The organism is Paracoccus beibuensis (assembly GCF_026162625.1).
GTDB lineage: Bacteria > Pseudomonadota > Alphaproteobacteria > Rhodobacterales > Rhodobacteraceae > Paracoccus > Paracoccus beibuensis.
The window spans coordinates 43697-69935 of sequence record NZ_JAOTBD010000008.1 but is presented as its reverse complement, the minus strand read 5'-3'; the positions used below and the strand labels follow the sequence as shown (position 1 = coordinate 69935).

Below are 26239 nucleotides of genomic sequence, written 5' to 3'. Positions count from 1 at the left end.
GGGAGAGGCCGGGGCGCATCCTGCTTCTTCTTTGCGCAAATACCCACAGCGACCTCTCCGCCCTTGCTGCCGGATCAGAAGGCTTCCGCCTCCAGTTCCATCACTGTGGCGGCCCCGGACCGGATGCGGGCCAGGTGCGTCGCAGTCATGGGCAGCTGCCGCTTCATGTAATAGCGCCCGGTGACCAGCTTCGTCCTGTAGAAGTCTGCGTCTTCGGCGCCCGCGCCCAGTGCCGCCTGCGCCGCGACGGCCATCCGCGCCCACATGAAGGCCAGCGTGACGTGACCGAAGAGGTGCATGCAATCGTAAGAGCCCGACAGCGCGTCGTCGGGGTTCTTCATCCCCCGCTCCATGAAGAACATCGCGGCCGTCTGCAGGTCCTTGGATGCTGACTTCAGCGGCGCGATGAAGTCGGCCGCCAGCGCCTCGTTGTCGGCATGCTGCTTGCAGAAGGACTTGATCATCTCGAAGAAGGCCATGACGTGCTTGCCGCCGTCCTGCGCCAGCTTGCGGCCCACAAGGTCCAGCGCCTGAACGCCGTTCGCGCCTTCGTAGATCATGGTGATCCGGGCGTCGCGGACGAACTGGCTCATGCCCCATTCCTCGACATAGCCGTGGCCGCCGAAGATCTGCTGGGCCAGCACCGTCGTCTCGAACCCCTTGTCGGTCAGGAAGCCCTTGATGACCGGCGTCATCAGCGACACCAGCCCCTCGGCATCGGCGTCACCGGCCAGATGGCTGCGGTCGATCAGGTGCGCCCCCCAGAGTGCCAGGGCGCGGGCGCCTTCCAGGAAGGACTTCTGGTCCATCAGGCTGCGGCGGATGTCGGGGTGCACGATCAGCGGGTCGGCGGCCCCGGCAGCGTTGCCCGCGCCGGACACGGCCCGGCCCTGAAGCCGGTCCTTGGCATAGGCCAGCGCGTTCTGATAGGCGGGCACGGCGCCCGCATATCCCTGCAGGCCGACGCCGATGCGGGCCTCGTTCATCATGGTGAACATGGCGCGCATGCCCTTGTGCAGGTCGCCCAGCAGCCAGCCCCTGGCGCCGTCATAGTTCATCACGCAGGTGGCGTTGCCGTGGATGCCCATCTTGTGTTCCAGCGCACCGACCGAGACGCCGTTGCGGTCACCCAGCGAGCCATCTGCGGTCACGATGAACTTCGGCACGATGAAGAGGCTGATGCCCTTGGTGCCTTCGCCACCGCCGGGGGCCTTGGCCAGCACCAGGTGGATGACGTTCTCGGCCAGGTCGTGGTCGCCCGAGGAAATGAAGATCTTCTGGCCGGTGATCAGGTAGCTGCCGTCGTCCTGCGGTTCGGCCTTGGTGCGCAGGATACCCAGGTCCGTGCCGGCATGCGGTTCCGTCAGGTTCATCGTGCCGGTCCAGTCGCAGCTGACCATCTTGGGCAGGTAGGTGCGCTTCTGGTCTTCGGTCCCGTGGGCGTGGATGGCCGAATAGGCGCCGTGGGTCAGGCCCTGGTACATGTTGAAGGCCAGGTTTGCGCCGACGAACAGTTCCCCGGTGGCGACGCCCATCACATAGGGCATGCCCTGGCCGCCATATTCCGGATCGCAGTCCAGCGACGTCCAGCCGCCCTCCTTGACGGCATCGAAGGCATCCTTGAACCCTTCGGGGGTGCGCACGATGCCGTTTTCCAGCCGGCAGCCCTGCTGGTCGCCGACGCGGTTCAGCGGCGCCAGCACCTCGGAGGACAGCTTGCCGGCAGCGTCGAGGATAGCCTCGGTGAACTCGCGGTCCAGGTCCTCGTGGCCGGGCAGGCCGGTGGCCGAGAGGTCCAGCACGTCGTGCAGGACGAATTGCAGGTCGCGGATCGGCGGGGTGTAGATCGGCATGGCACTATCCTGTGATCTGTTCGACGGACGCGGCGGACAACCGGTCTTCTGCGTCCGAGATCTGGGCGCGCAGTTCGGCGATGGCTTCGCCCAGCTCGGCGTGCTGCCGTTCCATGTCGGCCAGCCGGGCACGGCCCACCTCGATCGTCGCGGCGACCTGGGTGCGGTTCGTGCCGCCGGGCTCGTAAAGCTCCAGCAACTGGCGGATCTGCTCAAGGCTGAAACCGAACCGCTTGCCGCGCAGGATCAGCGTCAGCCGGGCCCTGTCGCGACGGTCATAGAGGCGGTGCTGCCCCCGGCGATGCGGAAAGATCAGCTCGCGCGCCTCGTAGAAGCGCAGGGTGCGCGGCGTGACCTCGAAGGCATCGCACATCTGGCGGATGGTCATCAGATCCTCGGACATGGGTATCGGCTTCTCCTCGTTCACCGGTGGTCCGTCCTTGACATCGATATAAATCCAAGTTGACGCGAACGTAAGCGAGACGCGGCGTCACACCGGACCTGCCGCCGCGTCAGGACATGCGGGCCAACTCGTCCGCGGTGGTCTGGCGCAGCTGGTCCAGGTCGGCGCGGGCGGCCTGCAGGTCGCTGATCTGGCCATCCAGCACCGCCAGCTGCCGTTCGGCCATGTCCAGCCAGACCTGGTACTGTTCCCGCGACCCCTGGCGGTCATAGATCTGCAGCCATTGGCGGATGTCTTCAAGGCTGAAGCCGAAGCGGCGGCCGCGCAGGATCAGCGTCATTCGCGCCACCTCCCGGGCACCATAGAAGCGCGCCCGGCCTTCGCGGCGGGGCTGCAGCAATTCGATGTACTCGTAATAGCGCAGGGTGCGGGGCGTGACTTCGAAGCGCGCGCACATCTCCTTGAAGCTGATCTGTTCACCTGGCATCAGCGCCTCCTCGAAGATTTCCCTTGGCGTCAACCTAGGGTCAGTTCGCGCCATTCTCAACCGAAACGAGCATCCCGGCCGAACAGGGCTTGAGCGCCCGTGCCCCCCGGCGCTAATCATCCCCAAAGAGGAGCGCCCGATGACCGAGCCCGACGACCACGCCCGCATCGCCCAGCAGTTCATCGAGGCGATCCCCCACGCCCGCGCCCTTGCCATGCGCGTGGACGAGATCGGAGAAGGGCGGGCGGTGATCAGCATGCCCTGGGCCGAGCACCTGGTCGGCGACCCGCGCACGGGCGTGATCCACGGCGGCGTCGTGTCGGCGCTGATGGACACCTGCTGCGGGGCGGCCGTCATGGCCCATCCGACGCATCCGCGGTCGACCGCGACGATCGACCTGCGCATCGACTACATGCGCGCGGCGACGCCGGGGCAGCGGATCACCGCGCGGGCGGAATGCTATCACATGACCCGCAGCGTGGCCTTCCTGCGCGCGGTGGCGCTGGACGAGGATGGCGACAACCCCGTCGCGTCCGCCACCGGCGCCTTCACGGCGGAGCGTTAGGATGGATCGCAACGAACCCCTGCACCAGATCAAGACCCGCCGCGATTCGGCGCTGAACGCGCTGGTATCTGGCGTGCCCTACATGACCTGGCTGGGCATCCGCTTCGACCGGCGCGGCGACGAACTGACGGCGATCCTGCCCTTCGACGAAAAGCTGATCGGCAACCCCCGGCTGCCCGCCATCCATGGCGGCGTGACGGCGGCCTTCCTTGAAACGACCGCGATCATCGAGCTTGGCTGGACGGCGATGTGGGAGGATCTGGAGTCGGGCCGCATCACGCCCGATGCCGCCGTCCCCGACAGCCTGCCGCGCCTGCCCAAGACCATCGACTTCACCGTCGACTACCTGCGCTCCGGCCTGCCCCGTGACGCCTATGCGCGGGCGCGGGTGGTGCGGTCGGGGCGGCGCTATGCCTCGGTGCATGTCGAGGCGTGGCAGGACAACCGCTCGCGCCTGATGGCGCAGGCCACGGGCCATTTCCTGATGCCGCAACCATGAGCCCGCTGACCCACGGACGGGTCCTGAACATCGCGGTTCCCATCGTGCTGTCGAACCTGACGGTGCCGCTTCTGGGATTGGTCGATACGGGCGTGGTGGGCCAGTTGGGCGCGCCTGAACCCATCGGCGCTGTGGGGATCGGCGCGGTCATCCTGACGTCGATCTACTGGGTGTTCGGGTTCCTGCGGATGGGCACGTCGGGGCTGGTGGCGCAGGCGCATGGCGCGGGCGACGCGGCCGAGGTCGGTGCCCACCTGCTGCGCGCGCTGGCCATCGCGGCGGCGGCGGGGCTGGTCTTCGTGGCGCTGCAGGTGCCGATCTTCTGGGCGGCCTTCCGGCTGGCCCCGGCCTCGGGCGCGGTCGAGGCGCTGGCTCGCGACTATCTGGCGATCCGCATCTGGGGCGCTCCCGCCACAATCGGCCTTTACGCCATCACCGGCTGGCTGATCGCGGTTGAACGCACGCGGGCGGTGTTGGCGCTGCAGCTGCTGCAGAACGGGCTGAACGTCGCGCTGGACCTGTGGTTCGTGCTGGGGCTGGGGCTTGGTGTCGCGGGCGTGGCCTGGGCCACGCTGATTGCCGAGATGTCGGGGCTGGCGCTGGGGCTGTGGCTGGCGCGCCACGTGCTGGCGCGTGCCATCCGGGGGGCGCGCGACACGGCCAGCCTGTTTGCGCGGGCCAAGCTGGACCGCCTGGCGCGGGTCAACGGCGACATCATGATCCGGTCGGTGCTGCTGCAGGGCTGCATGACCAGCTTCCTGTTTCTGGGGGCGGGGCAGGGCGACGTTCCGCTGGCCGCGAACCAGGTGCTGCTGCAGTTCCTGGCCGTCACCGCCTATGCGCTGGACGGATTTGCCTTTGCGGCGGAAAGCCTGGTCGGGCAGGCGGTCGGCGGGCACCATCCCGACCGGGTCAGGCGCGCCAGCAAGATGACCTCGGCCTGGGGGCTGGGCGGGTCGGTGGTGCTGGGGCTGATCTTCATCGGCGGGGGCGGCGCGATCATCGACCTTCTGACCACCGCGCCCGAGGTGCGGGCCGAGGCGCGGCTCTATCTGCCGTGGCTGGGACTTGCGCCGCTGATCGGGGTGGCGGCCTGGATGCTGGACGGCATCTTCATCGGCGCCACCCTGACCCGTGAGATGCGGGTGGCGATGATCCAGTCCGTCGCGATCTTCGTCGTCGCGGTGCTGGTCCTGCCGCCCATCTGGGGCAATCACGGGCTGTGGGGCGCGCTGATGGCGCTGAACACGGCACGGGCGGTCACGATGTTCCGCCTGTACCCGCGCGCCGAGGCGGCCGCGCTCAGTTCGTGAAGGCGCGCACCAGGTTCAGCACCGCCAGGACACGCTGCGTGTCGCGGTCCACGCGATAGATGTTGTTGTCGTCGCGGTAATAATTCCAGCCGTCGCGGCGCTCCAGGTCATAGCGTGCCGGGTCGCGGATCACGACATAGTCGCCGATGCGCAGGACCTCTCCGGTGCGGTTGCCATAGCGGCGTTCGTCCTGGCGAGCATGGCCGGGGGGTACGCAGGCCGGCGATTTCTTGGCAAGGCCCGGCGGGCAATGTCCTGCGTGACCACGACCTTCGTGGTTGCCCTTGCCGCGGCCCGGATCGGCCAGGGCGGGGGCCAAGGCCGTTGCGACGAGGATGGTGGCGGTGGTCAGGATGTGACGAATCTGCATGACGACGGCTCCTGCTGGGTCCCAAGGCATGGGGTTCAACGCCCGTCACTAGCGCATTGCACCCGCCGCCGCGATCACAAGCGATTGTTCCGACGCCTTTCTGGGCGGGGATCCGCCGGCAGGCGCAGGGCGGCAAGGGGCGGTGCCGCTTCCTGTCGCCACGAAGGCTTTCTCAGGCCTCGCCGATGACCTGGCGCCGGGCCTCGTCCATCAGTTGCGCCATCTTGGCGCGAATGGTCGCGGCATCGGCCCTGCCCGACAGGTCGGCTTCGACCTTGCGGAACACGTCCTCCTCGCCCGGCTCCTCGTAGTCCGAGGTCACGACGCTGACCGCGTAGGACCGAGCCTCGTCGCCGGTCTTGCCAAGCAGCCCGGCCGCCCATTCGCCCAACAGCCGGTTGCGGCGCGCCTCGGCCTTGAAGCGCAGATCGGCGTCATGGGCGAACTTCGCCTCGTAGGCGCGTTCCCGGTCGTCGAAGGTGGACATCTCTGAACTCCTGCTATCCCTTTCATTCGATATGCCTCCTGCATGGGCGTCTCGCAAGGCTCGTATTGCCCCCGAGGGGCTTTCTGCGCTATGCGGCCTCTTCAGGGACATGCGAAAGGACGGTGGGCCCATGGCACCGCGGCGCAAGAAGGTTTACGAAGGCAAGGCGAAGATCCTCTATGAGGGGACGGAACCCGGCACGTTGATCCAGTATTTCAAGGACGACGCGACCGCCTTCAACGCGCAGAAGAAGGCGACGATCGAGGGCAAGGGCGTCCTGAACAATCGCCTGTCCGAGTTCTTCATGAACGGGCTGACGAACATCGGCGTCCCGAACCACTTCATTCGCCGCATCAACATGCGCGAGCAGCTGATCCGCCAGGTCGAGATCATCCCGCTGGAAGTGATCGTCAGGAACTTCGCCGCGGGGTCGCTGTCCAAGCGCCTGGGGCTGGAAGAGGGTGCGGCGCTGCCCCGTCCCATCGTCGAATATAGCTTCAAGAACGACGAGCTGGGCGATCCGATGGTGTCCGAGGAATACATCATCGCCTTCGGTTGGGCGACGCAGCAGGACCTGGACGATATCGTGTCGCTGGCGCTGCGCGTGAACGACTTCCTGTCCGGCGTCTTCTATGGCGCGGGGATCAAGCTGATCGACTTCAAGATCGAGATCGGCCGCGTCTGGGACAACGACTTCATGCGCCTGATCGTCGCCGACGAGATCAGCCCTGACAGCTGCCGGCTGTGGGACGTCAAGACCGGGCAGAAGCTGGACAAGGATGTGTTCCGCCGCGACCTGGGCAGCCTGACCGACGCCTATACCGAGGTTGCGCGCCGTCTGGGACTGATGCCCGCGAACACGACCAGCCTGAAACCGACCGCGATCAACTGAAGGACTGCCGCCATGAAAGCACGTGTGACCGTCATGCTGAAGGACGGCGTCCTCGACCCTCAGGGCGAGGCGATCCGCCACGCCCTGGGCGGCCTGGGCCATCGCGGCGTCACCGGCGTGCGCCAGGGCAAGCTGATCGAACTTGACCTGGCGGCGACCGACGCCGAGGCCGCGCGGGCCGAGGTCGCGAAGATGTGCGAAGGGCTTCTGGCCAACACGGTGATCGAGAAATACTCGATCGAGATTGCCTGAGCTTTCGCCTGACGTTGCGGCATCCTGCGTTTATCGGCAGGTTGCCGCCCGCACCCCGTTGCAAAATCGTCGCGTTTGACGCCCAATGCGCGGATGATGAACCACACCACTCCTGCCACTGACACTGCTGCGCCCGTGATCCGGATGACCGGGCTGCACAAGGCTTATGGCCCGCTCGAGGTGCTGAAGGGCGTCTCGATGACGGCGCCGCGCGGCCATGTGATCAGCTTGATCGGATCGTCCGGATCGGGCAAGTCCACGCTTCTGCGCTGCTGCAACCTGCTGGAGAACAGCCAGGAAGGCGAGATCAGCTTCGAGGGCGAGGCCGTGCACTGGAAGGGCAGGGGGCAGAGCCGCCACCCGGCCGACCGCAAGCAGGTCACGCGGTTCCGCACCAACCTGTCGATGGTATTCCAGCAGTTCAACCTGTGGGCCCACATGACGATCCTGCAGAACGTGATGGAAGCGCCGGTCACCGTTCTGGGCGAAGACCGCGCCGTGGTCGAGGAACGCGCCCGTGCCCTGCTGGCCAAGGTCGGCATCGGCGACAAGGCGGATGCCTGGCCCGCGCAGCTGTCGGGCGGCCAGCAGCAGCGGGCCGCCATCGCGCGCGCCCTTTGCATGCAGCCCAAGGCGCTTTTGTTCGACGAACCGACCAGTGCACTGGACCCCGAACTGCAGCAGGAGGTGGTCAAGGTCATCAAGGACTTGGCGGCGGAACATCGCACGATGATCCTTGTCACCCACGACATGCGGCTGGCCGCCGATGTCAGCGACCATGTCGTCTTCCTGCACCAGGGCGTGGTCTGCGAAGAAGGCCCGCCGTCGCGGTTGTTCCAGGACCCGCAGACCGACCGTCTGCGCCAGTTCCTGTCCGCCACGATGGCCACATAAGAAACCAACAGGAGAAGTTACCGGATGAAACTGCTGACGATCGCCGCCACGACGCTGGCGCTGACCGCGGGCATCGCGCATGCCCAGACCGTGCGCATGGGCACCGAAGGCGCCTACGCCCCCTACAACTTCATCGACGACGCCACCGGAGAGGTCACCGGCTTCGAGATCGAGCTGGGCAACGAACTGTGCAAGCGCGCCGAACTGGACTGCACCTGGGTGCGCAACGACTGGGATTCGATCATCCCGAACCTGGTGTCGGGCAACTATGACACGATCATGGCCGGCATGAACATCAACGAGGACCGCAAGCAGGTCATCCAGTTCACCCAGCCCTATACCCCCGGCATGCCGTCGGCCTATGCCGCGCTGTCGCCCGACGTTGACGTGGAAGGCGGCGTGATCGCCGCGCAGACCAGCACCATCCAGGCGGGACACGTGGCCGAGACCGGCGCGACGCTGCTGGAATTCGCCAATCCGGACGAGACCGTCGCCGCCGTCCGCAACGGAGAGGCCGACGCGGTCTTCTCCGACAAGGACTTCCTGGCGCCCATCGTCGAGGAATCGGGCGGAGAGCTGGTCTGGGTCGAGGGTTACGACACCGTCCCCCTGGGCGAGGGCATCGGCATGGGCCTGCGCCAGTCCGACAACGAGCTGCGCGAAACCTTCGACGCCGTCATCACCGAGATGAAGGAAGACGGTAGCCTGAACGAGCTGATCAAGAAGTGGTTCGGCGAAGACGCGATGATCTTCGAATGATGTGACCTGCCGCCGCGGACTGTCCGCGGCGGCTTTCCGGGACCGCAGATGTTTTCCTATTGCACCGATCCATCCTCGCTTCAGGGGCTTCCTTGGCTGTCATGCTACCTGACGTCGGGAACGCATCTGCTGTTCTATTCCAGCTTCGGAACGGTGCTTCTGCTGCTGGCGATCACCGCGCCGGTGGCATTGATCTTCGGCTATGGCGGGGCCATGGCCGCGCGGTCGCGCATCGCGCCGCTGCGGTGGTTCGGCAAGATCTATACCGCCATGGTCCGCGGCATCCCCGACATCATCTTCTTCCTGTTCGTGCCGATCGCGCTGGACCAGGCGTTCGAATGGATGCGCCACCAGGCGCTCTGCGACAGCAGTCAGCCGGTCCGGCAGGGCAGCGACTTTGTCGTCTGCGATGCCGCCAAGCTGCCGTTGAGCGACGCGAGTCCCTGGGTCCACGACGCCTACGGCATCTTCCTGGCGGTGATCGCCTTTTCCATCGTCTTCGGCGCCTTTGCAGCCAATGTGCTTTACGGCGCGATGCAGGCGGTGCCGCGCGCGCAGCTGGAAACGGCCGAGGCCTATGGCATGACGCCGCGCCAGGTCACCCGCCGGGTGCTGGTCCCGCAGATGTGGACCTATGCGCTGCCGGGCCTGTCGAACCTGTGGATGATCCTGATCAAGGCGACGCCGCTTCTGTTCCTGCTGGGGGTCGAGGACGTGGTCTACTGGGCGCGCGAACTGGGTGGAGCCAAGACCAGCGCCTTCACCTATCCCCACCCCGACTGGCGCCTCTATTACTTCCTGGCGCTGCTTGTCTTCTATCTGCTGATGACATGGATCTCGGGGCGGGTGCTTGACCGCGTGGCGCGCCGGCTGTCGCGGGGGCAGGCGACTCTGGCCGGAGAGGCGCAGCGCAAGGGGGCCATCGCATGAGCTGCACCCAGACCATCATCGACTATGGCCTGCGGTCCCTGGGCTATGGCGAACGCCTGCTGCCGCGGGCGGACTATACGCTCTGCCAGCAGTTCACGCTGATCGGCTCTGGGCTGATCTGGAACATCTATTTTGCCGTCCTGGCGCTGAGCATAGGGTTCGTTCTGGCCAACGCGCTGGCCGTGGCGCGCGCCAGCCGGAACCCCTGGCTGCGCCGTCCGGCGGATGCGTTCATCTTCGTCTTCCGCGGCAGTCCGCTGTTCATCCAGTTCTTCATCGCCTACCAGGCGCTGGTCATGCTGCCGCGCGCCGGCATCGACATCTTCGGACTGACCGTCCAGACCAGTTGGCTGACGCGGGCCTGGGCGGGGGCGCTGATCGTCCTGACGCTGAACACCACCGCCTATTCCGCCCAGATCTTTCACGGTGCGCTGATGGCCGTGCCCAAGGGCGACATCGAGGCCGCCGACGCCTATGGCATGACCGGCTGGACGCGGTTCCGCCGGGTGATCTGGCCGACCATGATGCGGCTTGCCTGGCCGTCCTACACGAACGAGGCGATCTTCCTCTTTCACGCGACGACGCTGGTCTATTTCTCCAGCTTCCCGGCGTTCCAGCAAAAGGGAGACGCACTCTATTACGCCAGCTATTTCGCGGACAAGACCTTCAACCCGTTCGTGGCCTATCCCATTGCGGCGGCCTATTTCATTGCCGCGACGCTGCTGCTGATCTGGCTGTTCGGCAGGGTGAACCGGCGGCTGAACCGCCATCTTCCCGGCGCGGGTGGACGCGTCAGATACAAACCCCAGCTTGCGAGATGACGACATGGATTGGCTGCGCGAACACCCCGAGGTCAAGACGATCCGAGTCGCTGCCGCCGACCTGAACGGCGTCGCCCGCGGCAAGCGCTTGCCCGCCCGCTATGCCGGCAAGCTGCTGGAGGAAGGGACCAAGTTTCCCTACTCGGTCCTGAACCTGGACATCTGGGGCGAGGATGTCGAGGACAGCCCCCTGGTCTTCGAGTCCGGCGACCCCGACGGCCTGCTTTTGCCGACCGAACGGGGCTTCCTGCCGATGCCCTGGCTGGATGCGCCGACGGCGCTGTTGCCGTTGTGGATGTTTCATCCCGATGGGCGGCCCTATGACGGCGACCCGCGGCAGGCGCTGGCCAAGGTTGCCGCGCGATACGAGGCGGCGGGCCTCACCCCCGTCGTCGCGACCGAACTGGAGTTCTTCCTGATCGACGACAGCGGGCGGCAGTTGCGCGTCCCGCCCAGCCCGCGCTCCGGCAAGCGCCGCACCGGCGGAGAGGTTCTGTCGCTGCGCGCGCTGGATGCGTTCGACCAGTTCTTCACGACGCTTTATGACGCCTGCGAAACGATGGACATTCCGGCGGACACCGCAATCTCGGAAGCTGGGCCAGGCCAGTTCGAGATCAACCTGATGCACCAGGCCGACCCGCTGAAGGCGGCCGACGATACTTGGTTCTTCAAGATGCTGGTGAAGGGCATCGCCCGCAGCTACGGTTTCGCCGCCAGCTTCATGGCCAAGCCCTACGAGGCCTTCACCGGGAACGGGATGCACATGCATTTTTCGATCCTGGACAGGGCGGGGCGCAACATCTTCGACAACGGCGGCGAAGAAGGCACCGAGACCTTGCGCCAGGCGGTCGCCGGCTGCCTGCGCGCCATGCCCGGGTCGACGCTGCTCTTCGCCCCGCATGAGAACAGCTATGACCGGCTGGTGCCGAACGCCCATGCGCCCACCGGCATCGGTTGGGCCTATGAGAACCGGACGGCGGCGATCCGCATCCCTTCATCCGGTCCAAAGGCCCGGCGGATCGAGCATCGCGTGGCGGGCGGCGACGTGAATCCCTATTTGACCATCGCGGCGATCCTGGGCGCGGCCCTGAACGGCATCCAGGACAAGCTGCAGGCGCCCGTGCCGTTCAAGGGCAACGCCTATGACCAGCACCTGACGCAGCTGCCCGGCGACTGGGGCGCCGCGATCGAGGCCTTCGACACCTGCTCCGAGATCCGCCGCATCCTGCCCCCGCACCTGGTCGACAACTTCCTGATGACCAAGCGCCAAGAGCTGCACTACATGGCTGAGCTGTCGGATGAGGAGACTGTGGAGCTGTACCTTGACACGGTCTAGTTGTTGTTGAGGAGGTCATAAAACCTCCATTTCAATGGGTTGTTGCCACATTGGCAGCCATGAAGTTGCCACGGAACTTTTCGAAATCGGGATAACTAAGCGTCTTAGTATCTTGAAGCATATGATAACGGGCGCAGCCGCAGGGCTTCGCCTGCTTGGCCCTTCATGGCCATCGGCTTGACGCATTTGCCGCCGGAACTCATGACTTCCTCCTGACCCGGGTCCTTTCTGGAAACCAGCGTCTGCGCCTCCGGCCGCAGCAAAGCGGCCGCTTCACGCGAGGACTCATCATGCTCAACTACCCCTTCATCAAGGCAAGTCTGCCCGGCCCAGACGTGACGGCGCGCAGCATCGCAATGCGGCTGGTGGTGCACCTGCTGCGGTTGAGTGCGGCCCGTGCCGGTGTCGATCTGTCCGGTTTCGAGGACGCGAGCCTATACGAGATGAGCCGCATCGACAAGGTCGAGGGCATCAGCATCACGCAGAAGGACCACCGGCGCGCGAACGGTCGGGCCAGCCGCCTCTATGACAGGATGCTGCGCGAGTCCGGGGTAGGGCACTTCACCAAGGAGGATCGCGTGAAGTTGCAGCCGCTGGCCGATGGTGTGAGGCTTGCACGCATTTCCGACGATCATCAGGCCGATGCCTGGCGGCGACGCTGCACACCGAGATGCCCTGGATGGCGTCGGCGGCGACCGAACATGCTTGGCACGCCATGCGGCGTTCCGTGCGCGAGGGTCAGCCCGGCTTTCGCCTGCCGCCGGTGATCCTCGACGGCCCGCCCGCCATCGGCAAGACGCACTGGGCCCGGCGGTTGGGAGACCTGATCGGCGCAGGCACCACCGTGGTTGACGCGACCAGCGAGGCAGGGAGCTTCGGGATCGTGGGTTGCCAGCGCGGCTGGTCCGGCGCGCGCCCCGGCCGCGTGTAGGAATTCGTTCTGGAGAAGTTGACCGGCAATCCTCTCGTCGTCGTGGACGAGGTCGAGAAGGCGGGCAGTGTCAAATCGAGCAACGGGCATCCCTTCGCCTTGTCCGAGGCCCTCCTGCCGCTTCTCGAGCCCGTCACGGCGGCAGATTGGAGTTGCCCCTACTTACGGGTGCGGTGCGACATGTCACTGGTGAGCTGGGTCCTCTTGACCAACAGCTTGGCGCCGCTGCCGGAGCCACTGCTGAGTCGCTGCACGGTCCTGCAACTGCAGGAGGTCGAACCTCCTGACCTGATGGAGTTCGCAGAGCGCGTAGGTCGGGCTCGAAATCTCTCGGAGGCATCGATCTCCTCTATCACCGACGCGCTTGCCGCTGTCGCGCCACAAGCGCGGATGCAGCCCAGCCTGCGGACGGTCCTGAGGATGTTGGATCGTGCCGCCGACCTCAATATCAAGCCTTTGGCGATGTGAGATGTCCCGCAAGCAACAGCATGCAGGCCGTGACACGGCGCGCATTCGAGCCCTGCGCAGGCAGATCCTTGGTGGCGTTGAGATGCTGGAGGAAGCCGAGGTTCTCAAGTTGCTGGGCCCTGAGAAAGCGGACCGATCCTGGGCCGCCCTGACGCGCCAGGGCGGCATCCTGCGCTTCAAAGTGGCCGGCGCATGGAAGTATCCGACCTTTCAGTTCGACCGGCGCAATCGTCGTATCCGTAGCAGCTTCGCCGCAATTAAAGCCGCCGCCCGAGCCGCACGGTGGAGCGATCTGCGGCTCCTGAGTTGGCTGATGCGCCCGCACCTCGAATTCAAGGAAGTTCCAGCGGCGACGCTGAGCAGTCAAGGAGACGCTGTCCTGACAGCCTTTCTTGCCGAAGTTGCTACACAGTTTCATGGCTGACGAACTCGATCCGAACGGCGCTACTGCCACTCCTGGATTGATGGCAATATGGTTACAGTAAATCAACAGAATACAGCAATGAAGCCGGGAGCTAACGTGCGCATGGCGGCACGGCAACTGCTAGGATCAGGACCTTGTTGACGTGGTGGACAAACTCCTTCTCGCTGATTTTTTCAGACATCGTCTTCGCGAAATCGATCAGATTCATATCTCTTCTTTCGGCGTCGGCCACTATTGGACAGCTTCAGCGGGCCGTTTTGCCCAATGATCCGGAAGACGCAAATCGCGTTCCCTTACACCAGCCGATCAGCCGAAGCCCCTTACCGGAAGTTCTTTGCCTTCACCTTGACGCTATCGATGTAGAGGTCAGGGATGTAGATCTCGCGCGGCCGCGGCCCGTCGGGTGCGGCTGGCGGAACCACCGATGACGGTGATGAGCGGAACTCGTCGCCGTTCGGCAAGGGGAAGGCACCGCCCCGGCTGCCGACGCTGGCCAGTTTCGCCGAGAAGTCGGCGATGCGGTGGACGACGTGGTGGACCACCTCGCCCTCGCGCTGAACGCGGCCCGCAACGCCGATCATGCCCGCACCGAGGATGATCCGGCGGTTGGCCTCGAACACCTTCGGCCAGATGACCAGGTTGGCGACGCCGGTCTCGTCTTAAAGCGTGATGGACATGACGCCCTTGGCCGAGCCCGGACGCTGGCGGACCAGGACGATGCCGGCAAGCTTGCACCAGCGGCGGTTGCGCGAGGTCACTCTGGGCGCCTTGCCGGGTCGCACTCAATCATTGGCCGGCGGCCGCTATATGCTTTGCCGGATCAAGGCTGGACATCGTCATGCTGCCGGTCGACGTCATGTCGATGCCGCTTTCGGCGGTCTCTCGGCTCGATTCTCCCGCATTCCGATCAATGAGGGCCCGGTGCGGAACGCAGCGCCGGAAGCTTCGTGGCCGACCAACGAAGCCGTGCGGACCGGGGAACGGGACCCCGCGCCTGCCATGGCAAGCGTCCTGATCCGCAACGGCACCCGCGGCCGCTTTTTCAATAACCTTGATCCCGTGCCACGAGCCTCGCCTTTGGAGCATGACGCACCGTCGTCGGTGATGCGAAGATGCCGGCGACAGTGCTCGACCGACCCATCACTGCGAAATCATCAAGATCGGCACGGAATCCTTGCCAATCGAGAACCGCGCCCAACAGGGGCATGATCCGCCTCTCGCTGTTTCGTTCCGTCGACCCAGTTTCCCAAAATTGTAAAGAGGGGATCGATATCGCACGCCGAAAGTGGTCAGCTTTGCGTGCCGACTGATGGCGCAACCGACGGATCGGCAGGTTCTGCCGGTCTCAGGGCCTGTCAAAACGCCATGCTACTCAAGCTGATCTTCGACCTCGTCCATATCCGCGACGTCATCAGGACCCAGACCGAAGCGCGCGGCCACATCGGGGGCATAGCGGCAGAGGTCCGATCTCAGCCGGAGAAGAGAGAGATCCTTGGTCTTCGCCTCCAGCATGACGTCGAAGTCCAGACCGGTGACGTCGCGCATGAAGGTTGCGAACTCGAAGGGGTTGGTGAAGTCGGCATGTCCCGTCCAGATCGGGGGCAGCAGCACGGTCTTGACGCGCGACGTGGGCTTCACGACTTCCTTGGTCAGCGCGCCCTTGGCCGGCGCGGCCAGCTTGGCGGCCTCGCGCTCCTTGTCGGTCACCTTGCGCTTGATCTCCCGCATTTCGGTCCGGGGCGAGGAGAAGTGGATCTTGGGGCGCACGCCCTGGGGCCAGGACTGCAGGATGCGCTCGACAGTGGGGCGAAGCTCCAGCCCCTCGGGATTCAGGCACCAGAAATGCTGGTAGTCGAAGATCAGGGGCACCGCGCAGCGTTCGTGGATCCAGAGCACGTCGGCCGCGGAAAACCGGATGTCGTCGTTCTCGAGAACGAGGCGGCGGCGGACATGTTCGGGGCACTGTTGATACCCCTCGATCCAGCGGGCGCGGCTCTCCTCGCGGTCGCCGTAGACGCCGCCGACATGGGTCACCATGACCGCCTCGGGGCCCAGCTCCATCCGGTCCAGCATCTCGGCCTGCGAGCTGAGGTCCCAGATGCTCTTCTTCGTCAGCTCGGGGTCGGGGCTGTTCAGCAGCACGTATTGGGACGGGTGGAACGACAGCCGGATGTCCAGCGACCGTGCCTTGCGCCCCAGTGCGGCAAGTTCGGCGTCGCTTTCTGCAACCATGTCGTGAAACTGCGGCATGTCCGGGTGGGTCGCGTAAGGTGCGAGGTCCGAGGACATGCGATACATGTCGATCTTCACCTGAACGAGGTAATCGAGAATCGCGTCCACATGTTCCAGCGACGTCTTCAGATGCGGGTTCTGTTGCCAGCGCCTGGTGTCGTTGCTCTTGAAGCCGGGACGCCCCATGACCTTCACGGGAAAGCCGAGCCGGAGGGGTCGATCGCTCATTCGGGCACCTGTTCTTCGGGAAATCCTATGCTGGCGGCAAAGTCGTTCCAGTCCGCCGGCCGAAGTGCGCCGCCCGTGGCCTGGATGTGGCCGCTTCCATATTCCGCGCCTGCGCCCGGCGGGCGGTTATCGGCCAGAAAGGACAGCAGGTTGGTGGCAGTGGCCGTGCGTGCGGCGAAATGAACCCAGCCGGGCCTGTAGCCGGTGTTGACCGCCAGCACGATCTTGTCCTTCAGCCGGCCCCGCCAGCTTTGTGCCACCAGCGGATGGATCTGGCAGGGAGAGGAAAACCGGATCAGCGCAACCCGGTCCCGTACCTTGGGTCCGACACGCTTGACGCTGTCCAGCGCCGCCGCGACTTCGGCCTTGGCCGCCCGCAGAAGGGCGGTTTCACGGTGGTCGCCCTTGACCAGTTCCTTGGGCGAGGTGCATGTCAGCAGCAGCGCCAGCGCAGGTCCGGCATCGGCCGAGGCCGTGCGGCGGGGCGCGTTCACCAGCGACACGGCGTCCCGCAATGCCGTCTTGCCATAACGCGCCTGCGCCTCGGCAAGCTCGGGGAAGTCGCCGTCGGCCAGGTCGCCGATCAGCCCAAGGGCCGCCAGCCACAGCAGGTCGTCGGCGGGCCCTACGGCTTTGGCACACCAATAAGCGAGGAGCGACGAGGTCGGCTCCGGGCTCCAACCGTTGCCGGAGATCACGACCGCTTCGCCCGGTGTGCCTGTCGGAACATGATGGTCGATCAGCACCGTCGGAACGCCGGGCAGGATCTCGCCCTCGCGGACGCCCAGATCCGTGACGATGAGGCAGCCAGCCCGCTGCTCCTCCAACTCGCCCCGCAAGTCGGGCGACCACGGGTTCTCTCCCTTGCCCAGGATCCGCACGACGCTGTTGCGGCCGTCCCGGCCCAGCACCTTGTGAAGCGTCGCCACAGCCGACAACCCGTCCGCGTCGAAGTGACCAAGGATCAGAATTGGACGACCTGGATCGACACGGCCGAGCACAGCTTGGAAGGCGGCGCCGACATCGGAAGGGCTTTGGGCGCGTTGGCTGGACATGCGTATCAACTGCGCAGAACTTCGATTGGTTTCGGCAGGCGACCCCGTGCGGTCCCGAATCTGAGGTTTCTGTCGTGCCATGCAGCGCACCTGCTGCCAGATTGGCTTCAATTCTTATGGCTTTGAATATCGCGGGGGACTGTTCGGAGATTTGAAGATCCCGCGCGCAGGCTGCCAATCCTCTGCCTGCGCATCGACGCGCATGCGGGAAAAAAGCGCCCTCATTGGCTCGTGCGCTTGCCAGGCTTCTGCCGAGATATCAGCGGCCCGAGCGTCGCAGGTCGATCAGGGCCACAACGCCTACCTCAGCAGCCGCTGCCCCTGTCAAACGCGCATCCGTCGACTGTCCGTGTCGTAAATCGATTCTGACGCGCAATGCGACCTGGTGCGCTGCGGCTGTCCTGCCGCAGTGCAATGCGGTGATGTTCAGCGCCACGGACTTGACGGTTCAAGTCGCATCCCGTGAAACTGTTCAACATGACGGCACGTCCAAAGCCGTGTGGATGGCGATGATGGGTCATATATCGCCCTCATCGTCAGTTTGGTACAAGGACGATGACGTGGTGGACCGCCTGAACGGTGATGCGGCGACAGAACATCCCGCCCTGTCGATTCGGGTCGGACATATCTTGCGCGGAGTTTGGAAGATGCAGTTCCTTGCCCGGGTTAGGCTGCCTGCCCTCGCCGCCTGCGCCGAGAACCGGGCAATCCGGCAAGGGCACGGCGACGTGTATTCTGGCGCGTTCTTCATGGTCGAGGGCAAGTAGCGTTGCCTCCGCCGGATGGCCCACACCCCCGGAGGTGAGGAGTTGCTCTGGTAAGCACTGAAGGCTACGGCGATCCGTAGCTGGTCACCGGCACCGCCATGTCGGCTGCGACGGCGGCACATGCTCTGGATGCGCCGGGCCGGATCGAGCGACCGCTTTCCTCGTCGAAGACAGTTCAGCCGACTTCGACTGTTTCGTCGTCCAGAACACGGCACGATCGATCTGAGGTCACCGCCCTCTTGGCGCAATCGCGGACAGAGCCTGACCGATATGCACGAGCGGTTGGAAGACCATGGAAAGGCGCAGCACCGGAAGCTCCGGCGCTGCGCCTCCGCGTGACGCGTTCAGCGCGCCAGCAGGTCGGTGATCCGGCGGACCGAGGCGCGGCGGTTGTCGCGGATGTCGCCTTCTGCGCGGATGCGCGGGAACTGTTCGCCATAGCCCTGGGTGACCATGTTCTCCGGCGGAACATCGAAGTACTCGCTCAACGCGAGGGCGACCGATTCAGCGCGCCTGTCGGAAAGAGCAAGGTTGGTTGCGTCCGATCCGACGGTATCGGTGTGTCCTTCGATCATGAAGATCTCTTGCGGGTTGTCCCCGATGGCGCCGCGAATCGCCGCGCCGAGGGACTGCAGCTGCTGCGCCTGGTCGGGACGGATGGCGGCCGAGCCGGTATCGAAGGTAATCGCGTCGATGTTCACCGGCGCGACCAGCGCGCGGACCTCTGGAATGTTGCGGATCTGAGAGAGGGTGAAGCGACGGTCGAAGTCCGATTCACGCTGCAGGGCTTCACGCAAGGCGGCCTCGTCCAACGTCGTGCCGTCATTCTGGACAGGCGCGGGTGCCGGAAGTTGGCTGACGTCGACTGGCTGCACGTCGGCAGTCTCGTCGATCAGCTGCGTCGTCTGGCCGTCCGCCGACACGAGCGTGCGGCGCAGGACGCGCAGATTCGCATCACGGATGGTCACGACGCGGCTGCCATCCTCTCGCGTCACGATCGTGCGCGAGGAACCGTCGTCGAAATTCTCGGTCGTGACGGTAGAGCCGGGCTGACGCAGCAGCGCCACCTCGTCCTTGATGATCTCTTGGCTGCCGTCGGGGCGGGTCACCACGACGCGGTCGGGGGTGCTGAGCGCGACCTGGCGGTTGTTGTTCAGATAGGTGCCGACGGCGACGGCGCCCAGGCCCAGCAGCAGGGCGCGGGTCAGGTCGTTGTCGTCGTCGTCCTCTTCGCGGGCCTCGGGCTGCTGAGCGGTCGCCGTGTTCAGCGCGTCGCGCAGGTTCGTAGCAAACTCCTCGGACGAAGACCGGGCGGTTTCCTCGGTGACCGTCTGCTCGGTGACCTCGCCCTGCCCTTCCTCGGCGTTCAGCGCGGCGGCATCGATCGGCGCGCCTGCCTCGGCCGCTTCGCGGGAAGCTTCGGTTTCGGGCGTGTCTTCCTCGGCGGCGCGCTGCACCAGTTCACCGCCCTCGGTGACGCGGTACATCTGCGCCTCGACCGGGGCCAGGCGCAGTTCGCCCGCCGCGTTGGCCTCGACCACGACGCCACGGGGGGTCATGGCGCGGCCGTTGTTGGCGCAGGGGAAGCTGCCGCCGTCAAGACAGGTCAGCGATTCCGCGGCCAGTCCACCCGAGAGTTCCTGGTCCAGCACGTTCGCGAGGCCCGGCAGGCTTCCCGACCGCTCGGTCTGCACGCTGCCGGTGGCAAGGCGCAGGCCGCCCGGTGCGGCGGCGTCTTCGGCCGGAACCTGCTCGGCCTCTGCAGCAGCGGGCGCGTCGGCGGGTTCTGCTGCGCCGGCCTGGGCTTCGTCCTCGGCCTCTTGAAGCGCGTCGGCCATGCTATCGTCGCCGGACTGCGCTTGGGTCTCGGCGTCGCGAAGCGCGTCTGTCAGCTCTTCGGTCTCCTCCTCGACCTGGTTCGCGGCGGGGACCGCGTCGGTTTGAGCCTCGACTTCAGCGGGGGCGTCACCTGCCTGAGGCTCGGCCTCGGCAGCTTCTTCCTGCTCGGCCTCTTGCAGGGCATCCGTCAGGTCCTGGGTTTCCTCCTCGACCTGAGCCTCGGCAGGTGCTGCCGTGTCTTCCGAAGCCTCAGGGGCGTCGGCTTCGGACGCAGGCTCGGGTGCGGCGGGGGCAGACTCGGCTTCTGCCGGAGCAGCCTCGGGTTCGGCAGGTGCTTCGGCTTCTGCCGGGGCAGCTTCGGCTTCCACGGGGGCCGCTTCGGGCTGGGATGCGCTTTCGGCGGCGTCGGCAGGCTGCTCCTCGGCAGCCTCGGCGCTATCCGTGGCAAGCGCGGCCTCAAGGTCCTCGACGGCCGCGGCGTCATCGCCCGCGGGCGGGGTGGCGGCCTCGGCCTCGGAGTTTTCGGCCGCCGGGGGAAGATCTTCGGGCGCAGCCGCCGCGTCGGCCTGTGCCAGGACAAGCCCGCGCTTCAGCGGGGCGGCATCCGTCTGGATCTGCTGCGCGGCCGCAAGCTGCGGGGCCAGCAGGGACAGGCAGGCGGCTATGGCGGTGGAGTTGTGGATGATCCGACGCATTGGTCGCTCCTTTGCGGATGATCTTGGCTCTGGTTGTCTGCATAACAGGCACTTCGGCCAACAGTTCCCCAAAAGGCCGTGACCTTTGCGTGAGCCGGCGTCATGCGGAAGCGGCCGCACCCTCTCCGGGTACGGCCGCCGTGCAGGACAGAACTGGTCGAAAGATCAGACGCCTTCGCCGACGAAAGCCTTCTCGACGACGAACTCGCGCGGCTCGGAGTTCGCGCCCTCGTGCAGGCCGAACCCTTCCAGGACCGCCTTCACGTCGACGTTGAAGGCGAGGCTGCCGCAGATCATCGCGCGGTCGGTGTCCGGCGAGATCGGCGGCAGGTTCAGGTCCGCCAGCACCTTGCCCGAGGTCAGGTTGTCGGTGATCCGGCCCATGAAGGGCGACGGTTCGCGCGTGGTGGTGGGGTAGTACAGCAGCCGCTTGGCGAAATCCTCACCATACAGCTCGCCCAGCAGCGGGTCGTGGCGCAGGTTGTCGACCAGTTCGGCGCCATAGACCAGTTCCTCGGCGGTGCGGCAGGTGTGCATCATCACGACCTGCTCATAGCGTTCATAGGTCTCGGGGTCGCGCATCAGCGATGCGAAGGGCGCGATGCCGGTGCCGGTGGCCAGGAACCACAGCCGCTTGCCGGGCAGCAGCGCGTCCAGAACCAGCGTTCCGACGGGCTTGGGGCGCAGGATGATCTGGTCGCCCGGCTTGATGTGCTGCAGTCGCGAGGTCAGCGGCCCGTCCGGCACCTTGATGGAATAGAACTCCAGTTCGTCGTCCCAGTTGGGCGAGGCGATGGAATAGGCGCGCAGGATCGGCTTGCCGTTGTCGCCGGGCAGGCCGATCATCACGAATTCGCCGGACCGGAAACGCAGCGAGGCCGGCCGCGTCACGCGAAAGGAAAACAGGCTGTCGCTCCAGTGCTTGACCGCAGTCACGGTCTGGGCGTCGGGAAGCGTCTTGGCGGGGGCCTCGGTCACGGGCAAGTCCAGTGTCATGGCAAAATCCTGTCGGTTCTTATCGGATAAGGCTGGGGGGCGGAAGGGCGGATCATTCCGCCAGCTGTGCCCGATGGTCCCAGTCCTTCCAGTCGGCGCGGGCAAGCCACTGCGCCTCGGGCTGGCGGGACGCGATGTCTGCGGCGACCTGCACCTCGTCAAAGCCCACGCGACGGGCCATCGCGTATTGATCCGCGATCAGCCGCCCGGTGGCGCGCAGGCGGCCCTGATAACCCAGTTCCCGCAGGCGGCGGGCCAGCGAAAAGCCGCGGCCGTCGCTGAAGGACGGAAAGTCGATGGCGATCAGGTCGTGATGCATCCGGTCGGCCAGGGTCTTGGGATCGGTGTCCGGAGAGAGCGTCACCGCGGCTTCCTCGGTCACCGGGTGAAAGCCGTCGTCGCGGGCCAGGACGGGTTCGCTGTTCAACTGCTCGCTCATGCCGAGACCTTTCCGCGGACCATGCGCCCGCCAATGAAGTGGATGCCGCATTCGGACTTCTCCTGCCCGCGCCAGCGACCCGAGCGGGGGTCCTCGCCCGGTTCGACAGGTGAGGTGCAGGGCGCGCAGCCGATCGAGGGATAGCCCTGCGCCACCAGCGGATGCCGGGGCAGGGCGTTCTCGATCATGTAGTCCTGCACGTCCTGGGGGCGCCAATGCGCCAAGGGGTTGACCCGCAGGCGCGCGGGCGGCTCGGGCTCGAAGAATTCCAGTGCGGCTCGCTGGCCGTTCTGGAACCGCTTGCGCCCGGTGATCCAGGCGTCATAGCCCGACAGCACGCGTTCCAGCGGCACCGTCTTGCGGAGATCGCAGCAGGCGTCGGGGTTCGACTTGTGCAAAGTGCCGTCGGGATCATGCGCCGCAATCGCTGCTTCGCTGGCGGTGATGACCTGCACATTGGTCAGGCCCAGCCTGCCCGCGACCTCTTGCTGATAGGCCAGCGTCTCGGGGAACAGCATCTGCGTGTCGATGAACAGCACCGGAAGGCCCGGAGCCGCGCGGCTGATCATGTGCAGCAGGACCACGGATTCGGCACCGAAGGACGACACCAGCGCCACCCGCCCCAGGTCGGGGTCGGTAACGGCACGGCGCAGCACCTCGGTCGCCGCGTGGTGGCGGTAGCGGTCGTTCAACCGCCCCGCGCGCGTGTCGAGGTTGCCGTCAAGCATCGGCGGCCACGGGATAGAGCGCGGCCTTGAAAGGTGCGGGCCCCAACCGGCGATAGGCGTCGATGAAGCGTTCGGTCGCGTCCTGGCGGACCTCCAGGTAAGCGCGCAGCAGGCGGTCAATCGCGGGCACGACCTCTTCGGCCGGGAAGCCCGCCCCGGCACGCTCGCCGATGGCCGGGATGTCATAGGCATCGCCGCCAAGCGTGATCTGGTAGTTCTCGACGCCTGCACGGTCCAGACCCAGGATGCCGATATGGCCAAGGTGGTGGTGACCGCAGGCGTTGATGCAGCCCGAGATACGGATGTTCAGGTTGCCGATCTCTTCCTCCAGCCCGACGGCGCGGAAGTGGTCGGCGATCTCCTCGGCGATGGGGATCGAACGGGCGGTTGCCAGGGCGCAGTAATCCATGCCGGGGCAGGCGATGATGTCGCTGGTCAGGCCCGCGTTCGCCGTGGCAAGCCCCGCAGCCTTCAGTTCGGCATAGAGCGCGGGCAGGTCGGACTTGTGAACATGCGGCAGGGCGACGTTCTGGTCGTGCATCACGCGCAGGTCGTGGTGGCCATAGCGCTCGGCCAGATCGGCCAGCAGGCGCATCTGCTGGGCGCTGGCGTCGCCGGGCGTCTGGCCGGGCGCCTTGAAGGTCACGATGACGCTGGCATAGCCGTCCACGCGGTGCGGATGCAGGTTGGTGTCGGTCCAGCTGCGGAAGGGCGCGTTCGCGGCGCGTTCGGCGTCATACGCATCGGTCGGCGCATTTCGGAAGCTGGGGGCGCGGAAGCGGTCCTTGAAGATCGACAGCGCCTCGCGGTCGGCGCCGTGGAAGTCGCGGCGGCGGGCCTTGAATTCTTCCTCGATCTCGGCGCGCATGGTTTCGAGACCGCGCTCCAACACCGTGATCTTGACGCGGGCCTTGTACTTGTTGTCGCGGCGGCCGGACAGGTTGTAGGTCGCGATGATCGCCTCGACATAAGGCAGCAGGTCTTCTTCGGGCAAAAAGTCGCGGACCACCTGGCCCAGCAGGGGCGTGCGGCCGAGGCCGCCGCCGATCCAGACCTCGAAGCCCGGTTTGCCGTCCCGCTCGGTCAGGCGCAGGCCGATGTCGTGCGAGGCGATGACCGCGCGGTCCTTCTGGCCGCTGGAAATCGCGATCTTGAACTTGCGCGGCAGGAACTGGAACTCGGCATGATCGGTCGACCAGCTGCGCAGCAGTTCGGCATAGGGGCGGGGGTCCGCCACCTCGTCGAAAGCGGCGCCGGCGAAGGCGTCGGTGGTCACGTTGCGGATCGTGTTGCCGCTGGTCTGGATGGCGTGCATGCCGACATCGGCAAGCGCGTCCAGCATGTCCGGGATGTCCACGAGCTTGGGCCAGTTGAACTGGATGTTCTGGCGCGTGGTCCAGTGGCCATAGCCCTTGTCCCACTTCTCGGCCAGCAGGGCCAGGGTGCGCATTTGGTCGGGACTGATCGTGCCGTAGGGGATCGCCACGCGCAGCATGTAGGCGTGCAGCTGCAGGTAGACGCCGTTCATCAGGCGCAGGGGCTTGAATTCGTCTTCCGTCAGGCTTCCGTCCAGGCGTCGTTCGACCTGGGCGCGGAACTGGGTTGCGCGGTGGCGGACATAGTCGGTCTCGACGGGGCGAACGTCAAACATGGGCGGTCTCCGGGATGTCTTGAGCCTGGTCGGCCTGGATGCCGTGGAAGTAGTTCGAGGGGCCGCGCTGGCGGAACGCCTCGCGGAAATGCGTGGGTTCCGGGCCGTTGGGGCCGCGCCTGGCCTCGACAAGGTAGGGGCCGACGACCAGATCGGCCTGGCCGATGGCCTTCAAGAGCGCCAGCTCGGCGATGGCCTCGTCTTCGAAGATCGTGGCGCGGCGCGGGTCTGCGGTCCAGCCGTCGTCGCACATCCAGACGTTGTGCCCCTGGCGCAGGTCGTTCGCGGTGATGACGCCTGGCCGGGCCGCCGACAGGGTGAAGGCTTTGGACATGGTGCGGACCTCTCGATTGCTGCTCTCTATATAGAATTTCGTTCTGGATTCTTGCGAGTGGTCGCGCGAAATAAGGATGATCCAAGGCGCGAGGTGCTTGATGTCGGAACCTGTTTCCCCCGATGCCGGGGCAGGGCAAACGCCTGTCCGGCTGGATGAGGTGGACCGCAAAATCCTGTCCCTGCTGCAGATCGACGCCAGCCTGTCGCTGGACCAGATCGCCGAGCGGGTCGGCGCGTCGAAGACCCCTGTCTGGAACCGGATCCGCAAGCTGCGCGAGGCCGGCGTGATCCGGCGCCAGGTGGCGATCCTGGACCCGGACGCGCTGGGGCTGGAGGCCTGCTTCTTCGTTCTGATCCGCACCAGCGAGCATGACAAGGACTGGGCGGCGCGGTTCCTGCGCGCGCTGCGCGAGCGGCCCGAGGTGGTCGAGGCGCACCGGCTGGCCGGCGACATCGACTATATCCTGAAGGTGCAGGTGAAGAATGCCCGGGCGTATGACCGGTTCTATCAGTCGCTGATCGGCGAGGTGAAGATCCACAACGTGACGGCGCTGCTGTCGATGGAGGAGATCAAGGCGTCGAGCGCGCTGCCGATCCCCGACGCGGGGCGCTGAGCGATGGGATACGTAATCTGGCACAAGCCGACCTGTTCGACGTCGCGCTTCGTTCTGGGGGCGCTGCGCGAGGCGGGGGTGGAGGTCGAGGTGCGCGACTATGTGCGGGACCCGCCGGACGCCGACGAGATCCGCCGCATGCTGGAGCTGCTGGGGACCGGGCCTCGCGGGTTGCTGCGGCGGAAGGGGACGCCTTACGACGAACTGGGGCTGGGTGACCCGGCGCTGTCGGACCAGGCGCTGGTCGCGGCAATGACGGCGCATCCGCTGCTGATCGAGCGGCCGGTGGTTCTGGGGCCGAAGGGGGCGATGCTCTGCCGGCCGAAGGAGCGGGTGTTCGAGATGCTGGCGTCCTGAGCAGGCATCCGATTGCGTCCCGCGACGGCCGGGGGGAAGCCCCCCGGACCCCCTCCGGACAGGCCGCGGGGACGGCGCGAACCTAGTCGTCGACGATGTTCAGGATCTTGGGCAGGGCCGGGCAGGGCAGCAACTGGTTCCTGGCCACGTCGGCAAGCGTGTGGTTGTGCAGGAAGACGTAGACATGTGCGGAAAGGCTTTCCCAGAGCCGGTTCGACAGCGTCTGCGCCCGCGAGCCCGAAACGCCGCCCGACGCGCCCGCGCCGACGTGCATGGCGCTGACGGTTTCGTCCACGGCTTCCAGGATGTCGGCCACGCGGATCGTCTCGGGCAGGCGAGCGAGGCGATAGCCGCCGCCCGGACCGCGCACCGAGGCGACCAGCCCCGCGCGCCGCAGCCGCACGAAAAGCTGTTCGAGGTAGGGCAGCGAAATGTCCTGACGTTTCGAGATCTCGGCCAGCGAGGTCAGCTCGTCGCCCTTCGCGATCGCCAGATCGACAAGCGCGATGATGGCATAGCGTCCCTTGGTGGACAGTTTCATGGCCTCGACCTCCCTTCGGCCGCCCTGCAGGCGCGCCTTCCATTGACGTGCGCCGCCGTGCCGCGCTATGCCCTGCC

The 26239-nt window shown here is 66.0% G+C and carries 33 protein-coding genes; 16 read left to right on the top strand and 17 right to left on the bottom strand.

Features of this window, described 5'->3' with window-relative positions; translation table 11 throughout:
• Nucleotides 1-74: 74 nt before the first annotated feature.
• The 3 genes from OC159_RS07755 to OC159_RS07745 form a co-directional block, all read right to left on the bottom strand.
• The gene (locus OC159_RS07755; protein WP_265500583.1) at nt 75-1853 is read right to left on the bottom strand and encodes an acyl-CoA dehydrogenase C-terminal domain-containing protein; all 1779 of its coding nucleotides are present in this window, start codon (nt 1851-1853) and stop codon (nt 75-77) included.
• A 4-nt stretch (nt 1854-1857) separates the two neighbouring features.
• Nucleotides 1858-2256, bottom strand: coding sequence for a MerR family transcriptional regulator (locus OC159_RS07750; RefSeq protein ID WP_265500582.1), 399 nt, complete (start codon nt 2254-2256; stop codon nt 1858-1860).
• A gap of 109 nt (nt 2257-2365) precedes the next feature.
• Complete coding sequence (locus OC159_RS07745; protein ID WP_265500581.1) at nt 2366-2743, bottom strand: MerR family transcriptional regulator; 378 nt, start codon at nt 2741-2743, stop codon at nt 2366-2368.
• Nucleotides 2744-2882: 139 nt separating this feature from the next.
• Between OC159_RS07745 and OC159_RS07740 the strand changes: the two genes are divergently transcribed.
• Genes OC159_RS07740 through OC159_RS07730 form a run of 3 tightly spaced genes read left to right on the top strand, consistent with a single transcriptional unit; the run spans nt 2883 to nt 5120 of the window.
• Complete coding sequence (locus tag OC159_RS07740; RefSeq protein WP_265500580.1) at nt 2883-3308, top strand: PaaI family thioesterase; 426 nt, start codon at nt 2883-2885, stop codon at nt 3306-3308.
• 1 nt (nt 3309) lies between these two features.
• Entirely contained in the window at nt 3310-3807 is a 498-nt protein-coding gene (locus tag OC159_RS07735) for a PaaI family thioesterase (protein ID WP_265500579.1), read from the top strand.
• Nucleotides 3804-5120, top strand: a complete 1317-nt coding sequence (locus OC159_RS07730) for an MATE family efflux transporter (RefSeq protein WP_265500578.1) — start codon at nt 3804-3806, stop codon at nt 5118-5120. Before OC159_RS07735 ends, OC159_RS07730 begins: the two co-directional genes overlap by 4 nt.
• Here OC159_RS07730 and OC159_RS07725 read toward each other — a convergent pair.
• Entirely contained in the window at nt 5110-5490 is a 381-nt protein-coding gene (locus OC159_RS07725; protein ID WP_265500577.1) for a hypothetical protein, read from the bottom strand. The genes OC159_RS07730 and OC159_RS07725 overlap by 11 nt on opposite strands.
• 172 nt (nt 5491-5662) lie before the next feature.
• On the bottom strand, nt 5663-5977 hold the full coding sequence (locus tag OC159_RS07720; protein ID WP_265500576.1) for a DUF1476 domain-containing protein: 315 nt from the start codon (nt 5975-5977) through the stop codon (nt 5663-5665).
• A gap of 130 nt (nt 5978-6107) precedes the next feature.
• On the opposite strand from OC159_RS07720, the gene purC reads away from it, so the two are divergent.
• The 10 genes from purC (at nt 6108) to OC159_RS07670 (ending at nt 13260) form a co-directional block, all read left to right on the top strand.
• Complete coding sequence (gene purC / locus OC159_RS07715) at nt 6108-6869, top strand: phosphoribosylaminoimidazolesuccinocarboxamide synthase (protein ID WP_265500575.1); 762 nt, start codon at nt 6108-6110, stop codon at nt 6867-6869.
• A 12-nt stretch (nt 6870-6881) separates the two neighbouring features.
• A complete protein-coding gene (gene purS, locus OC159_RS07710; RefSeq protein ID WP_265500574.1) occupies nt 6882-7121 on the top strand; it encodes a phosphoribosylformylglycinamidine synthase subunit PurS in 240 nt (79 codons plus the stop codon).
• A gap of 93 nt (nt 7122-7214) precedes the next feature.
• On the top strand, nt 7215-8015 hold the full coding sequence (locus tag OC159_RS07705; RefSeq protein ID WP_322626718.1) for an ABC transporter ATP-binding protein: 801 nt from the start codon (nt 7215-7217) through the stop codon (nt 8013-8015).
• A 24-nt stretch (nt 8016-8039) separates the two neighbouring features.
• Complete coding sequence (locus tag OC159_RS07700; protein WP_265500573.1) at nt 8040-8774, top strand: transporter substrate-binding domain-containing protein; 735 nt, start codon at nt 8040-8042, stop codon at nt 8772-8774.
• A 48-nt stretch (nt 8775-8822) separates the two neighbouring features.
• A complete protein-coding gene (locus OC159_RS07695; protein WP_265500572.1) occupies nt 8823-9704 on the top strand; it encodes an ABC transporter permease in 882 nt (293 codons plus the stop codon).
• The gene (locus OC159_RS07690) at nt 9701-10525 is read left to right on the top strand and encodes an ABC transporter permease (protein ID WP_265500571.1); all 825 of its coding nucleotides are present in this window, start codon (nt 9701-9703) and stop codon (nt 10523-10525) included. Before OC159_RS07695 ends, OC159_RS07690 begins: the two co-directional genes overlap by 4 nt.
• 4 nt (nt 10526-10529) lie before the next feature.
• The gene (locus OC159_RS07685) at nt 10530-11861 is read left to right on the top strand and encodes a glutamine synthetase family protein (RefSeq protein WP_265500570.1); all 1332 of its coding nucleotides are present in this window, start codon (nt 10530-10532) and stop codon (nt 11859-11861) included.
• Nucleotides 11862-12151: 290 nt separating this feature from the next.
• Nucleotides 12152-12628: a hypothetical protein gene (locus OC159_RS07680; protein ID WP_265500569.1), complete on the top strand. Its 477-nt coding sequence runs from the start codon at nt 12152-12154 to the stop codon at nt 12626-12628.
• Nucleotides 12577-12792: a hypothetical protein gene (locus tag OC159_RS07675; RefSeq protein ID WP_265500568.1), complete on the top strand. Its 216-nt coding sequence runs from the start codon at nt 12577-12579 to the stop codon at nt 12790-12792. The genes OC159_RS07680 and OC159_RS07675 overlap by 52 nt, the downstream gene beginning before the upstream one ends.
• Nucleotides 12793-12810: 18 nt before the next feature.
• The gene (locus OC159_RS07670; protein ID WP_265500567.1) at nt 12811-13260 is read left to right on the top strand and encodes a P-loop NTPase family protein; all 450 of its coding nucleotides are present in this window, start codon (nt 12811-12813) and stop codon (nt 13258-13260) included.
• Here OC159_RS07670 and OC159_RS07665 read toward each other — a convergent pair.
• The 5 genes from OC159_RS07665 to OC159_RS07645 all read right to left on the bottom strand — a co-directional run bounded on the left by OC159_RS07665 (nt 13241) and on the right by OC159_RS07645 (nt 17073).
• On the bottom strand, nt 13241-13678 hold the full coding sequence (locus OC159_RS07665) for a hypothetical protein (protein ID WP_265500566.1): 438 nt from the start codon (nt 13676-13678) through the stop codon (nt 13241-13243). The genes OC159_RS07670 and OC159_RS07665 overlap by 20 nt on opposite strands.
• Nucleotides 13679-13775: 97 nt before the next feature.
• Entirely contained in the window at nt 13776-13916 is a 141-nt protein-coding gene (locus tag OC159_RS07660; protein WP_265500565.1) for a hypothetical protein, read from the bottom strand.
• A gap of 88 nt (nt 13917-14004) precedes the next feature.
• A complete protein-coding gene (locus OC159_RS19995; protein WP_322626717.1) occupies nt 14005-14304 on the bottom strand; it encodes a hypothetical protein in 300 nt (99 codons plus the stop codon).
• A gap of 748 nt (nt 14305-15052) precedes the next feature.
• Nucleotides 15053-16144, bottom strand: coding sequence for a UV DNA damage repair endonuclease UvsE (gene uvsE / locus OC159_RS07650; RefSeq protein ID WP_265500564.1), 1092 nt, complete (start codon nt 16142-16144; stop codon nt 15053-15055).
• A complete protein-coding gene (locus OC159_RS07645) occupies nt 16141-17073 on the bottom strand; it encodes a hypothetical protein (RefSeq protein WP_265500563.1) in 933 nt (310 codons plus the stop codon). The genes uvsE and OC159_RS07645 overlap by 4 nt, the downstream gene beginning before the upstream one ends.
• Nucleotides 17074-17621: 548 nt before the next feature.
• Between OC159_RS07645 and OC159_RS07640 the strand changes: the two genes are divergently transcribed.
• The gene (locus tag OC159_RS07640; RefSeq protein ID WP_265500562.1) at nt 17622-17966 is read left to right on the top strand and encodes a hypothetical protein; all 345 of its coding nucleotides are present in this window, start codon (nt 17622-17624) and stop codon (nt 17964-17966) included.
• Between the two features lie 344 nt (nt 17967-18310).
• Here the strand turns inward: OC159_RS07640 and OC159_RS07635 are convergent, their stop codons facing one another.
• The 6 genes from OC159_RS07635 to OC159_RS07610 all read right to left on the bottom strand — a co-directional run bounded on the left by OC159_RS07635 (nt 18311) and on the right by OC159_RS07610 (nt 24648).
• Nucleotides 18311-20500 (bottom strand): OmpA family protein, encoded by a 2190-nt coding sequence (locus tag OC159_RS07635; protein WP_265500561.1) that lies wholly within the window; start codon nt 20498-20500, stop codon nt 18311-18313.
• Nucleotides 20501-20665: 165 nt separating this feature from the next.
• Nucleotides 20666-21496 carry a ferredoxin--NADP reductase gene (locus tag OC159_RS07630; protein WP_265500560.1) on the bottom strand — a complete coding sequence of 277 codons (831 nt, stop codon included), beginning with the start codon at nt 21494-21496 and terminating at the stop codon, nt 20666-20668.
• Nucleotides 21497-21548: 52 nt separating this feature from the next.
• On the bottom strand, nt 21549-21935 hold the full coding sequence (locus OC159_RS07625) for a DUF934 domain-containing protein (RefSeq protein ID WP_265500559.1): 387 nt from the start codon (nt 21933-21935) through the stop codon (nt 21549-21551).
• Nucleotides 21932-22663: a phosphoadenylyl-sulfate reductase gene (locus OC159_RS07620; protein ID WP_265500558.1), complete on the bottom strand. Its 732-nt coding sequence runs from the start codon at nt 22661-22663 to the stop codon at nt 21932-21934. The genes OC159_RS07625 and OC159_RS07620 overlap by 4 nt, the downstream gene beginning before the upstream one ends.
• Nucleotides 22656-24314, bottom strand: coding sequence for a nitrite/sulfite reductase (locus tag OC159_RS07615; protein ID WP_265500557.1), 1659 nt, complete (start codon nt 24312-24314; stop codon nt 22656-22658). Before OC159_RS07615 ends, OC159_RS07620 begins: the two co-directional genes overlap by 8 nt.
• Entirely contained in the window at nt 24307-24648 is a 342-nt protein-coding gene (locus OC159_RS07610) for a DUF2849 domain-containing protein (protein ID WP_265500556.1), read from the bottom strand. Before OC159_RS07610 ends, OC159_RS07615 begins: the two co-directional genes overlap by 8 nt.
• Before the next feature lie 100 nt (nt 24649-24748).
• On the opposite strand from OC159_RS07610, the gene OC159_RS07605 reads away from it, so the two are divergent.
• Nucleotides 24749-25264 (top strand): Lrp/AsnC family transcriptional regulator, encoded by a 516-nt coding sequence (locus tag OC159_RS07605; RefSeq protein WP_265500555.1) that lies wholly within the window; start codon nt 24749-24751, stop codon nt 25262-25264.
• 3 nt (nt 25265-25267) lie between these two features.
• Complete coding sequence (arsC, locus tag OC159_RS07600) at nt 25268-25621, top strand: arsenate reductase (glutaredoxin) (RefSeq protein WP_265500554.1); 354 nt, start codon at nt 25268-25270, stop codon at nt 25619-25621.
• 82 nt (nt 25622-25703) lie between these two features.
• Here the strand turns inward: arsC and iscR are convergent, their stop codons facing one another.
• On the bottom strand, nt 25704-26162 hold the full coding sequence (iscR, locus tag OC159_RS07595; RefSeq protein ID WP_265500553.1) for a Fe-S cluster assembly transcriptional regulator IscR: 459 nt from the start codon (nt 26160-26162) through the stop codon (nt 25704-25706).
• Nucleotides 26163-26239 lie beyond the last annotated feature (77 nt).

Excerpts from the sequence above, each read along its gene's own strand:
- OC159_RS07735 (WP_265500579.1), top strand. The coding sequence starts at position 3,310 with ATGGATCGCAACGAACCCCTGCACCAGATCAAGACCCGCCGCGATTCG.
- OC159_RS07720 (WP_265500576.1), bottom strand. The coding sequence starts at position 5,977 with ATGTCCACCTTCGACGACCGGGAACGCGCCTACGAGGCGAAGTTCGCC.
- OC159_RS07755 (WP_265500583.1), bottom strand. The coding sequence starts at position 1,853 with ATGCCGATCTACACCCCGCCGATCCGCGACCTGCAATTCGTCCTGCAC.
- OC159_RS07675 (WP_265500568.1), top strand. The coding sequence starts at position 12,577 with ATGCGGCGTTCCGTGCGCGAGGGTCAGCCCGGCTTTCGCCTGCCGCCG.
- OC159_RS07620 (WP_265500558.1), bottom strand. The coding sequence starts at position 22,663 with ATGCTTGACGGCAACCTCGACACGCGCGCGGGGCGGTTGAACGACCGC.
- OC159_RS07745 (WP_265500581.1), bottom strand. The coding sequence starts at position 2,743 with ATGCCAGGTGAACAGATCAGCTTCAAGGAGATGTGCGCGCGCTTCGAA.
- OC159_RS07640 (WP_265500562.1), top strand. The coding sequence starts at position 17,622 with ATGTTCAGCGCCACGGACTTGACGGTTCAAGTCGCATCCCGTGAAACT.
- arsC (WP_265500554.1), top strand. The coding sequence starts at position 25,268 with ATGGGATACGTAATCTGGCACAAGCCGACCTGTTCGACGTCGCGCTTC.
- OC159_RS07685 (WP_265500570.1), top strand. The coding sequence starts at position 10,530 with ATGGATTGGCTGCGCGAACACCCCGAGGTCAAGACGATCCGAGTCGCT.
- OC159_RS07630 (WP_265500560.1), bottom strand. The coding sequence starts at position 21,496 with ATGACACTGGACTTGCCCGTGACCGAGGCCCCCGCCAAGACGCTTCCC.
- OC159_RS07695 (WP_265500572.1), top strand. The coding sequence starts at position 8,823 with ATGTTTTCCTATTGCACCGATCCATCCTCGCTTCAGGGGCTTCCTTGG.
- purC (WP_265500575.1), top strand. The coding sequence starts at position 6,108 with ATGGCACCGCGGCGCAAGAAGGTTTACGAAGGCAAGGCGAAGATCCTC.
- OC159_RS07700 (WP_265500573.1), top strand. The coding sequence starts at position 8,040 with ATGAAACTGCTGACGATCGCCGCCACGACGCTGGCGCTGACCGCGGGC.
- OC159_RS07610 (WP_265500556.1), bottom strand. The coding sequence starts at position 24,648 with ATGTCCAAAGCCTTCACCCTGTCGGCGGCCCGGCCAGGCGTCATCACC.
- OC159_RS07725 (WP_265500577.1), bottom strand. The coding sequence starts at position 5,490 with ATGCAGATTCGTCACATCCTGACCACCGCCACCATCCTCGTCGCAACG.
- OC159_RS07635 (WP_265500561.1), bottom strand. The coding sequence starts at position 20,500 with ATGCGTCGGATCATCCACAACTCCACCGCCATAGCCGCCTGCCTGTCC.
- OC159_RS07625 (WP_265500559.1), bottom strand. The coding sequence starts at position 21,935 with ATGAGCGAGCAGTTGAACAGCGAACCCGTCCTGGCCCGCGACGACGGC.
- OC159_RS07665 (WP_265500566.1), bottom strand. The coding sequence starts at position 13,678 with ATGAAACTGTGTAGCAACTTCGGCAAGAAAGGCTGTCAGGACAGCGTC.
- uvsE (WP_265500564.1), bottom strand. The coding sequence starts at position 16,144 with ATGAGCGATCGACCCCTCCGGCTCGGCTTTCCCGTGAAGGTCATGGGG.
- OC159_RS07750 (WP_265500582.1), bottom strand. The coding sequence starts at position 2,256 with ATGTCCGAGGATCTGATGACCATCCGCCAGATGTGCGATGCCTTCGAG.
- OC159_RS07740 (WP_265500580.1), top strand. The coding sequence starts at position 2,883 with ATGACCGAGCCCGACGACCACGCCCGCATCGCCCAGCAGTTCATCGAG.
- OC159_RS07615 (WP_265500557.1), bottom strand. The coding sequence starts at position 24,314 with ATGTTTGACGTTCGCCCCGTCGAGACCGACTATGTCCGCCACCGCGCA.
- iscR (WP_265500553.1), bottom strand. The coding sequence starts at position 26,162 with ATGAAACTGTCCACCAAGGGACGCTATGCCATCATCGCGCTTGTCGAT.
- OC159_RS07605 (WP_265500555.1), top strand. The coding sequence starts at position 24,749 with ATGTCGGAACCTGTTTCCCCCGATGCCGGGGCAGGGCAAACGCCTGTC.
- OC159_RS07690 (WP_265500571.1), top strand. The coding sequence starts at position 9,701 with ATGAGCTGCACCCAGACCATCATCGACTATGGCCTGCGGTCCCTGGGC.
- purS (WP_265500574.1), top strand. The coding sequence starts at position 6,882 with ATGAAAGCACGTGTGACCGTCATGCTGAAGGACGGCGTCCTCGACCCT.
- OC159_RS07680 (WP_265500569.1), top strand. The coding sequence starts at position 12,152 with ATGCTCAACTACCCCTTCATCAAGGCAAGTCTGCCCGGCCCAGACGTG.
- OC159_RS07730 (WP_265500578.1), top strand. The coding sequence starts at position 3,804 with ATGAGCCCGCTGACCCACGGACGGGTCCTGAACATCGCGGTTCCCATC.
- OC159_RS07705 (WP_322626718.1), top strand. The coding sequence starts at position 7,215 with ATGATGAACCACACCACTCCTGCCACTGACACTGCTGCGCCCGTGATC.